At 63.9% G+C, this 8,997-nt stretch carries 8 protein-coding genes; 6 read left to right on the top strand and 2 right to left on the bottom strand.

What is annotated here, in order from left to right; translation table 11 throughout:
- The first annotated feature begins 404 nt into the window (after positions 1-404).
- Positions 405-1,724, top strand: a complete 1,320-nt coding sequence (locus ACE3QM_RS14400; RefSeq protein ID WP_374422818.1) for an MFS transporter — start codon at positions 405-407, stop codon at positions 1,722-1,724.
- 60 nt (positions 1,725-1,784) lie between these two features.
- Here the strand turns inward: ACE3QM_RS14400 and hslU are convergent, their stop codons facing one another.
- Together hslU and hslV are read right to left on the bottom strand one after the other, a co-directional pair.
- Positions 1,785-3,128 (bottom strand): ATP-dependent protease ATPase subunit HslU, encoded by a 1,344-nt coding sequence (gene hslU / locus ACE3QM_RS14395; RefSeq protein WP_231465030.1) that lies wholly within the window; start codon positions 3,126-3,128, stop codon positions 1,785-1,787.
- A gap of 65 nt (positions 3,129-3,193) precedes the next feature.
- Positions 3,194-3,754, bottom strand: coding sequence for an ATP-dependent protease subunit HslV (hslV, locus tag ACE3QM_RS14390; protein ID WP_048410170.1), 561 nt, complete (start codon positions 3,752-3,754; stop codon positions 3,194-3,196).
- Positions 3,755-3,978: 224 nt separating this feature from the next.
- Between hslV and ACE3QM_RS14385 the strand changes: the two genes are divergently transcribed.
- The 5 genes from ACE3QM_RS14385 to ACE3QM_RS14365 all read left to right on the top strand — a co-directional run bounded on the left by ACE3QM_RS14385 (position 3,979) and on the right by ACE3QM_RS14365 (position 8,803).
- Positions 3,979-4,683, top strand: a complete 705-nt coding sequence (locus ACE3QM_RS14385) for an energy transducer TonB (RefSeq protein ID WP_374422815.1) — start codon at positions 3,979-3,981, stop codon at positions 4,681-4,683.
- A complete protein-coding gene (locus ACE3QM_RS14380; RefSeq protein WP_048410169.1) occupies positions 4,680-5,357 on the top strand; it encodes a MotA/TolQ/ExbB proton channel family protein in 678 nt (225 codons plus the stop codon). Before ACE3QM_RS14385 ends, ACE3QM_RS14380 begins: the two co-directional genes overlap by 4 nt.
- A complete protein-coding gene (locus ACE3QM_RS14375; protein WP_048410168.1) occupies positions 5,344-5,754 on the top strand; it encodes a biopolymer transporter ExbD in 411 nt (136 codons plus the stop codon). The genes ACE3QM_RS14380 and ACE3QM_RS14375 overlap by 14 nt, the downstream gene beginning before the upstream one ends.
- A gap of 233 nt (positions 5,755-5,987) precedes the next feature.
- Complete coding sequence (locus ACE3QM_RS14370; RefSeq protein WP_374422812.1) at positions 5,988-6,668, top strand: Fe2+-dependent dioxygenase; 681 nt, start codon at positions 5,988-5,990, stop codon at positions 6,666-6,668.
- Between the two features lie 281 nt (positions 6,669-6,949).
- Positions 6,950-8,803, top strand: coding sequence for a DUF3857 domain-containing transglutaminase family protein (locus ACE3QM_RS14365; protein WP_374422810.1), 1,854 nt, complete (start codon positions 6,950-6,952; stop codon positions 8,801-8,803).
- Positions 8,804-8,997: the final 194 nt, after the last annotated feature.

The following is an 8,997-nucleotide window of genomic DNA, read 5'->3' as shown; positions in this document are numbered from 1 at the left end:
ATCGACCGAGCACTTACACCTATCGGTTATTCGTTCTGTTAAAGATCAGTGCAGCCGCTGCGTTTCGTTTCCGTCGCTGCGTTGTCTGCTGAGGAGGTGAAATATACGTTACAGCCCTTGCTCCGTCAACACCTATTTTGAAAAAAGATGGAGTTTTTCAGATATTAATCCGTAAACCCATGATTTCAATAAAAATCACCTGATCCCAATTTTACAAGAACTTTTGCAGAGCCAGGAAAACCGGGCCTCCCAGCTCATTGTCGTCCGCAGATAAGCTGAAAAAATGGCTGGGTTTTCTGGTGTTTTTCTGAAAAAACCGCTTTTCGGCAAATTATTCGGGGCAGACTTTATGACTTAGGCATTAATTGTTAAGCTGAGAGCATACCACCGCCCAGGAGACCGCCATGCAGCAAACCTTGCGTCAACGATTGGAAGGCTTGCCCACGCCGTTTTACGCCTTGATGCTGAGCGATGTGTTGAGCGGGCTGGCGATGGGCGCCGGTTACGTCGCCATCAGCTGGTGGGTGGTGCAGTCCGGCGGCGCGCGCGACATGGCCTGGTTCGGATCGGTCACCGCGCTGGTGATGTTGCTGTCGCTCCCGCTGACCGCGCCGCTGGGCGACCGCCTGCCCAAGAACCGGCTGATTGGCGGCGGCATGCTGCTGGCGATGTTAAGCGCCCTGTTGTTGGCGCTGATGGCGGCAATGGGCTGGTATCACATCGGCTCGGTGATCGCGGTGGAGTCGCTGGCGATGCTGGCCTGGTCCATCGTGCTGCCGTCCATGCTCAGCATCGCCGCCGAGATGGTGCCGGCGGCCAGGCTGGGCGATGCGCTGTCCTTGCAGAAAAGCTCGCAGTCGGCGGGCAATCTGATCGGCCCGGTCTTGGGCGGTGGCCTAATGGCGGCGACCTCGCCCACCCTGACCCTACTGGCCTATGCCTTCTTGCTGGTGGTGGCGGCCGCGGCTTCCTTATATGTGCGCGTGCCGCCGCGCGCGACTGGCGCCGTCCGCAGCCCCTGGCTGGACGATATCCGCAGCGGCCTGTACGCGCGCTGGCGCATTCCTTTGGAACGCTATTGGACCTTGGCGGTATTCATCACCCTGGTGGCCTTCATGCCGCTGGTGACCACCTTGCTGCCGGTCAAGCTACACGCGCTGGGCTTGTCCGCCGCCTGGCTGGGCGGCTGTGAGGCGGCGATCAGCGCCGGCATGCTGCTAGGCTCGCTCTGGTTCACCCATGTGCTGCTGCGCCGCTTCAGTCGCTATCAGGCGCGCACCATAGGCATGCTGGTCTGTGGCGTCTTGATGCTGGTGGTGGCGGTCAGCGACAACCCTTGGCTGATCCTGGCCTGTTTCGCGGTGATGGGGCTGATGTTCGCGCTGAACCAGCTGATTGGTCAGACCCACCGCACGCTGGCGGTGCCGGAGAATTACCGCGCGCGCTTTTCCGCCATCAATGTGATGCTGGTGAAGATAGGCTCGATGTTGGGCCCGGCGCTGGCCGGCGCGATGCTGCATGTGCTGCCGCTGGAGCGGGTTTACCTGATTTTCGCGCTGCTGCATTTGGCCACCGTGGTGCCGATGCTGCTGCTGCCTGGCTTGAAGACTTTTCTGGAACTGGACCACGAGACGGTGAAGGATTGGTATTGGCGGCAGCATCCGGAGGCATTCCGCGATTTGGCTCCCGCGCCTCCCGCCAAGGAGGCCTGTGAGCTGCGCTGAGGCGGATGCAAGAACGGCGGCCCAGGGCCGCCGTTTGCGTTGCTATATATAAGGAGTGGATCAGAGCACGTAACGCGCCAGATCTTCGCGCTCGGCCACTTGCTCCAGCTTGCTGTCCACATAGGCGGCATCGATCTCGCAGCGGCCGGCCTTGGCGTCGAAAGCCACTTCTTCCAGCAGCTTCTCCATCACGGTATAGAGACGACGCGCGCCGATGTTCTCGGTTTTCTCGTTGACCTGCCAAGCGATCTCGGCCAGACGCTGGATGCCGCTGTCGACGAACTCCAGTTCCACGCCCTCGGTCGCCATCAGCGCCTGGTACTGGCGGGTCAGGCAGGCGTTGGTGCTGGTGAGGATGGCCTTGAAGTCGTCCACGGTCAGCGAAGACAGTTCGACGCGGATGGGCAGGCGGCCTTGCAGCTCCGGGATCAGGTCCGACGGCTTGGACAACTGGAAGGCGCCGGAGGCGATGAACAGGATGTGGTCGGTCTTGACCATGCCGTACTTGGTGGACACGGTGGTGCCTTCCACCAACGGCAGCAGGTCGCGCTGCACGCCGGCGCGCGACACGTCGGCGCCGCCCTGGCCTTCGCTGCGGCTGGTGACCTTGTCGATCTCGTCCAGGAACACGATGCCGTTCTGCTCGACGTTCTTCAGCGCTTCGGCGCGCAGTTCCTCGTCATTGACCAGTTTGGCGGCTTCCTCGTCTATCAGCAGCTTGCGCGCCTCGGTCACCTTTATCTTGGCCGTCTGCTTCTTGCCGGAACCCATGCCCTGGAACATGCCTTGCAGCTGGCTGGCGAAGTCTTCCATCCCCGGCGGCGCCATCACATTCATCTGCGCCATCGGCGCGGCCACTTCGATTTCGATCTCTTTATCGTCCAGCGCGCCTTCGCGCAGCATCTTGCGGAATTTCTGGCGGGTGGCGCCGTCTTCCGGCTTGGCTTCCGCCTCCGGCTCGCCGCCGAAGAAGCCGGCCTGCTGACGCGGACGCGGCAGCAGCACGTCCAGGATGCGGTCTTCCGCCGCGTCTTCCGCGCGCGGGCGGTTACGCTTGATGGCGGCGTCGCGGGTGTCCTTGATCGCCACTTCCACCAGGTCGCGGATGATGGTGTCGACATCGCGGCCGACATAGCCCACCTCGGTGAACTTGGTGGCTTCTATCTTGATGAAGGGCGCGCCGGACAGCTTGGCCAGGCGGCGGGCGATCTCGGTCTTGCCCACGCCGGTGGGGCCTATCATCAGGATGTTCTTGGGAGTGATCTCGCTGCGCAGCGGCTCGGCCACCTGCTGGCGGCGCCAGCGATTGCGCAGCGCCACCGCCACCGCGCGCTTGGCCGCGTTCTGGCCGATGATGTGCTGGTCCAGCTCGTGGACGATTTCCTGCGGGGTCATTTGCGTCATGACATTCTCCAGCCGGAAGCGGCGCTTCCGGCGATTTGATTCTTGAATCGGACGGACGGGGCGGCTCAGTTGGCCGCCGGCTCTTCGGCGTCGTCCAGCAGTTCGATCACATGGTTGTGATTGGTGTAGATGCAGATGTCGCCGGCGATCTCCAGCGATTTCTTCACCACCACTTCCGGCGCCAGATCGGTGTTGTCGAACAGCGCGCGCGCAGCGGCCTGGGCGTAGGCGCCGCCGGAGCCGATGGCGGCGATGCCCTGCTCCGGTTCCAACACGTCGCCGTTGCCGGTGATGATCAGGGTGCTGTCCTTGTCGGCGACGATCAGCATCGCTTCGAGCCGGCGCAGCATGCGATCGGTGCGCCAGTCCTTGGCCAGTTCCACCGCAGACACCAGCAGATTGCCCTGATGCTTCTGCAGCTTGGCCTCAAAACGCTCGATCAGGGTGAAGGCGTCGGCGGTGCCGCCGGCAAAGCCCGCCAGCACCTTGCCGCCGTGCAGCTTGCGCACCTTGCGCGCCGAAGCCTTGATCACGATATTGCCCAGGGTCACCTGGCCATCCCCGCCCAGCGCCACGCGCTTGCCGCGGCGGATGGAGACGATGGTGGTTCCGTCGAACTGTTGCATGTTTTGTATTCCAGAATGAGGTCGCCACCGGCACGCCGCCGTGGCCAATACAGCAAGATATGCAGGCGAAAGCACAGATTGCAAGCGCCGGGCCGCGCGGGCGCGCCGCCGCCCTGGCCGCTTGCGGAGCCTCTTCCCCCTCATGCATTTTTTGATGTGATCGACATCAAGCCAGCCTTGCTTTCCGCTTGGATAATGAGAATAGTTTGTATTATCATCACCGCATGAACCAGCGAATCCTCCGTTACTCGGCGCTCTCCAGCACGGTGGGCCTGCACGCCCTGGCCTTCGCGCTGATGGGCGGCATGGTGGCCATGCAGCAGCCGATCACGCTGCCGCGCATCGCCAGCATGGAAATGATCAGCCTGGCCGCGCCCAGCCAGGCCGCCGCGCCGGCTGCGCCCAAGCAGCAGGCCAAGCCCGAGAAAAAACCGACGCCGCAGGTCAAGCCCACGCCGACGCCCAAGCCCGCTCCGGTCAAACCCAAGGTGATGGCCACGGAAACGGCCGCGCCCAGCCCTAAGGCCATCAGCGTGCCCAGCGCCGCGCCGGCGGCGGAAAGCAAGCCCAGCCCGGCGGCCAGCTCCGCCGAGGGCGGCAGCTCGCACGGCCAGTCGGTCAATGCCAAGCCCTCGGTCACCGAACCGATGTACCGCGGCGGCTATCTGAACAACCCCAAGCCGGCCTACCCGGCCTTGTCCATAGAAGAAGGCGAAACCGGCACCGTGCAGCTGCGCGTGCACGTGTCCGCCCAAGGCCAGCCGCTGGACGTGGCGCTGGCCACCAGCAGCGGCTTCCCGCGGCTGGACCGCGCCGCCGTGGCGGCGGTGAAGCGCTGGACCTTCACGCCGGCCAAGCGCGGCGCTGAAGCCATCGCCTACACCTTTATCGTTCCCGTTGAATTTTCTTTGAAGTCTGGCAAATCATGAATCTAATGACTGTATTCCAACAAGGGGACGCCGTGCTGGTCACGGTGTTCATGATCCTGGTCCTGATGTCGGTGCTCACCTGGTACCTGATCCTGGTTCGCGGCGTCAGCACCTGGCACATCCGCCGCGCCAACAAACAGGCAGAAACCGCGCTGTGGGACGCCCCGGACTGGAAGCAGGCGGAAGCCCAGTTGCAGGATTCGCGCGCGCCCTTCGCCAACCTCACTCGCCAGGGACTGGCCGCGCTGCGCCACTACCGCAGCCAGGCGGAGCGCCCGCTGGGCCAGAGCTGCGATCTGGATGAATTCCTGACCCGCGCCATCCGCAAGGGCCTGGCCCAGGAAAACGGCAAGCAGGAAACCGGCATGACCATGCTGGCCTCGGTGGGCTCCACCGCGCCCTTCATCGGCCTGTTCGGCACGGTATGGGGCATTTACCACGCGCTGGTGAACATCGGCGCCGCCGGCCAAGTCACCATCGCCGCGGTGGCCGGCCCGATCGGCGAAGCGCTGGTGGCCACCGCCGCCGGCCTGGCCGCCGCCATCCCGGCGGTGCTGGCCTACAACGCCCTGACCCGCATGCAGCGCATCATGGCGCAGGACATGGACTACTTCGCCCACGATCTGCACGCCCAATTGCTGACACAGTCCGGAGAAATCGATGGCCTTCGGTAGTTTCGACAAAGGCGCCTCCGCGCCGATGGCGGACATCAACACCACGCCGCTGGTGGACGTGATGCTGGTGCTGCTGGTGGTGTTCATCATCACCACCCCGCTGCTGACCAATACCGTCAAGCTGGACCTGCCGCAGGCCAGCGCCGCCGCGCAGCAAAGCCAGCCCAAGGAAATCCGCCTGGCCATAGACGCCGCCGGCTCGGTGTTCTGGAACGACGTCAAAGTGCCGGAAGGCGAGCTGGACGCCCGCTTCGCCGCCGCCGCGCGCGACAACCCGCAAGTGGAGCTGCATCTGTTCGCCGACAAGAGCGTGCGCTACGAAGCGGTGGCCAAGACCCTGGCCAGCGCCCAGCAGGGCGGCATCAGCAAGATAGGCTTCGCCACCGAAGCGCCGTAAGTCCCCCTTGCGAGCAGGCCGGCGCCCGCCGGCCGCTCGCCGCAGAGCCGTCACGCAAGCCCTGCCCAATGGCTTGCTTGAGGACTCTGCCGGCCGGCCCCAACAGGCCTGAGCCGCCGTAGACGCGAGACCCGCGTCCCATCACGCCAGCGCGCAGCCGCCTACCCGGCCGCTATTTCGCGCCGCTTTCTCATTCCTCTCCATTCATCCGATGAACTGCCGCTGGAGACCTCATGTTATTGCACATCCCCACGGTACTGAGCGCCGAAGAACTGGCACGGGGACGCGAACTGCTGGCCCGCGCCGACTGGGCCGATGGCCGCATCACCGCCGGCAGTCAGTCCGCCCAGGTCAAACGCAATCAGCAACTGCCGCAGCAGCTGCCGGAAGCCCAACAACTGCAGGCCATGGTGGAAGGCGCGCTGCAACGCAACGGCCTGTTCTTCTCCGCCGCGCTGCCGGCCAAGATCTTCCCGCCGCTGTTCAACCGCTACCAGGCCGGCATGGACTTCGGCAGCCACGTGGACAACGCGGTGCGACGCCACCCCTTTGACAACGGCTGGGTGCGCACCGATGTGTCCTGCACCCTGTTCTTCAGCCGCCCGGACGAATACGAGGGCGGCGAACTGGTGATCGAAGACACTTACGGCTGCCACAGCGTCAAGCTGGACGCCGGCGACATGGTGCTCTACCCGTCCACCAGCCTGCACCGGGTAGAGCCGGTCACCGCCGGCGCGCGGCTGGCCTCCTTCTTCTGGGTGCAAAGCATGATCCGCGACGATGGCAAGCGCCGGCTGCTGTTCGACATGGACGCGGCGATCTCCAGCCTGCGCCTGCAGCTGGGCGACAACGCAGCGCTGATGGCGCTGACCGCGAACTACCATAATCTGCTGCGGATGTGGGCCGAGCCTTGAAAGCCTGTCTGCGCTGCGCGCAACGTCGAACGGTTCAGCTACCCGATGTGGATTTCGCTTGTTCAACGGCTCCCACCTTGTCCCGTCTGGCTGGCAAGATCATGAAGCGGCACGGAACATCCACACAAAAACAATACACATTCGCAAGCGCTAATATGCGAACATGGAAAGCTTGATCCCATCCGGCGGCGCGGCCAACGGATGCGTGTTCTCACCGCCGCCGCGCCGTATCGGCGGCGGTATCACTTCATCACAACAACAGCACACTTTTCGATTCCACTATGCGCATCATCACTCTTGGACTGGCTCTCGGACTGCCCGCCGGCCTCTACAGCAGCTTCAGCGCCGCCGCGCTGCAACCAATCAGCGAAGCGCCGTTGGCGGTCAACACCGCCATCAGCTGCCAGCACAATAAAGACAACAGCCTGGATTGCGTCACCAGCAAGCGCTTCACCATCCTGCATCCCTCTGGCCGCGAACAACTGTCGCGCATCGACTTCACCTACCCGGCCGAAGACCGCCTGCAAGTGGAGCGGGCGGAAGTGATCCAGCCCAACGGCAAAGTGATCAAGCTGGGCAAATCCCAGATCGAAACCCGCGCCGCGCCCAATCCGGACGCCGGCGTCAGCCGCGACATGCAAACCTGGATGGCCTTCCCGGAACTGGCTGTCGGCAGCACCGTGTCCTACCGCGTCAAGAGCCACAACGCCGCGCAGCCGCTGGCGCGCCAGCTGCGCTACCAATTGGACCTGGGCCCGCAGAAAGCGCGCGAGGACAGCTTCAGCTTCGAGCTCCAGTCCACCCGCCCGCTAAGCTGGCGCGGCATGATGCTGGACGATTACAGCGTGGACGCCAGCGCGGACCGCAAGCGCATCAAGGTGACGCTGCGCCAGCCGCGCTTCCTCAGCTATATCAACGAGTGGAACAACAGCGCGCTGCGCGAATGGCCGCAGCTGGTGATCGCCACCTCGGAGCAGCCGCAAGACCACTTCGGCGCCCACGCCCGCCGCTACAACGAAATCCTGGCCGCGCCGCTGCCGCCGGCCGCCGCCGCCGTGGTGGCCGCCAACCGCGGCAAGCCGGCCGCGGAACAAGTGGCCGCCTTCATGCAGCACATCAACCGCAACTACCGCTACCTCAACGATACCCGGCTGGCCGAGCGCGGCCTGGTGCCGTTCACGCTGGCGGAGATCGAGAAGCACGGCTACGGCGACTGCAAGGACCTTTCCACCCTGCTGACCGCCATGCTGCGCCGCGCCGGCATCGCCGCCGAACCGGCGCTGATCTTCCGCGGCAAGTTCGCCCCGCCGCTGCTGCTGCCCGGCATTGGCGCGCCCAACCACATGATCGTCCGCGCCGACATCGCCGGCCAGACCTGGTGGCTGGACCCAACCAACCCCTTCTTCCAGCCCGGCCGCATCATGTCGGACCTGCAAGACCGCTGGGCCTTCATCATCGGCAAGGACGGCACGGTGAGCCAGACCCAGGTGCCGATGGAAGCCGCGCGCACCGATCTGAACATCCAGCGCGAAAACACCGTGCAAGCCGATGGCAGCGCCGACATCCGCGCCGATATCGAACTGGCCAACTCCGCGCTGATCGACACCATTCTGCAAGACCGCTACCAGGGCGTCAGCGCCACCGACCAAAGCCTGTGCAACCGGCTGAGCAGCCAGCCGGAAGGCTGCAAGGTCCAGCGCGACAAGACCTCCTTCATGGTGCCGTCCAGCTACCCGCTGCGCATGAGCGTGCGCGACCCGCGCATGCTGGAAAAGATTTCCGGCCTGTTTCTCTACGACTCCCACTACAAAGGCGTGTGGGACAGCTTCGACAGCTACAAGCGCAACGGCAACCTGGCCGACGTCTACCTGGGCGACGCCAGCGCCATGCAATCCAGCGTGCTGCTCAAGGGCGCCAAGGCCATCCAGCCGGACTTCGAATGCAAGGTGAACACCCCCTGGTACGAAGTGGACGCCAAGCAGCGGCAAACCGCGGCCGGCATCCGCGTGCAATACCGGATCAGCAACAAGGTGCGCTGGCTCAGCCATGCCGAGATCAGCAGTCCGGAATTCGCCAAGCTGATAGACGATGCCCGCGGCTGCGTGTCGCAGATCCGCCAGATCGTCAAACTCTGAGAAGCTGTACGATCTGCTGCGCGTCGTGAGACGTTGAACAGACTCTGAGGCCCATCCCGGCCAAAGCGCAAAAGGATGCCACAGGCATCCTTTTTGTTTTTGTAAGAACTGGATTATTAAGAATTAATTTAAGCAGCCGCGCGTCAAGCATGGGCAGTACAAATAAATAAACGCTTGCCCCTACTGGGCCAGTG

It is taken from the genome of Chromobacterium sp., from assembly GCF_041912965.1.
Lineage (GTDB): Bacteria > Pseudomonadota > Gammaproteobacteria > Burkholderiales > Chromobacteriaceae > Chromobacterium > Chromobacterium aquaticum.
Note: the sequence above shows the minus strand (reverse complement) of the source record. Positions and strands in the feature narration are given on the sequence as shown.

What these genes read in the sequence shown, in the direction of transcription:
- ACE3QM_RS14400 (WP_374422818.1), top strand. Translation starts at nt 405, where the DNA reads ATGCAGCAAACCTTGCGTCAACGATTGGAAGGCTTGCCCACGCCGTTT.
- hslU (WP_231465030.1), bottom strand. Translation starts at nt 3,128, where the DNA reads ATGACGCAAATGACCCCGCAGGAAATCGTCCACGAGCTGGACCAGCAC.
- hslV (WP_048410170.1), bottom strand. Translation starts at nt 3,754, where the DNA reads ATGCAACAGTTCGACGGAACCACCATCGTCTCCATCCGCCGCGGCAAG.
- ACE3QM_RS14385 (WP_374422815.1), top strand. Translation starts at nt 3,979, where the DNA reads ATGAACCAGCGAATCCTCCGTTACTCGGCGCTCTCCAGCACGGTGGGC.
- ACE3QM_RS14380 (WP_048410169.1), top strand. Translation starts at nt 4,680, where the DNA reads ATGAATCTAATGACTGTATTCCAACAAGGGGACGCCGTGCTGGTCACG.
- ACE3QM_RS14375 (WP_048410168.1), top strand. Translation starts at nt 5,344, where the DNA reads ATGGCCTTCGGTAGTTTCGACAAAGGCGCCTCCGCGCCGATGGCGGAC.
- ACE3QM_RS14370 (WP_374422812.1), top strand. Translation starts at nt 5,988, where the DNA reads ATGTTATTGCACATCCCCACGGTACTGAGCGCCGAAGAACTGGCACGG.
- ACE3QM_RS14365 (WP_374422810.1), top strand. Translation starts at nt 6,950, where the DNA reads ATGCGCATCATCACTCTTGGACTGGCTCTCGGACTGCCCGCCGGCCTC.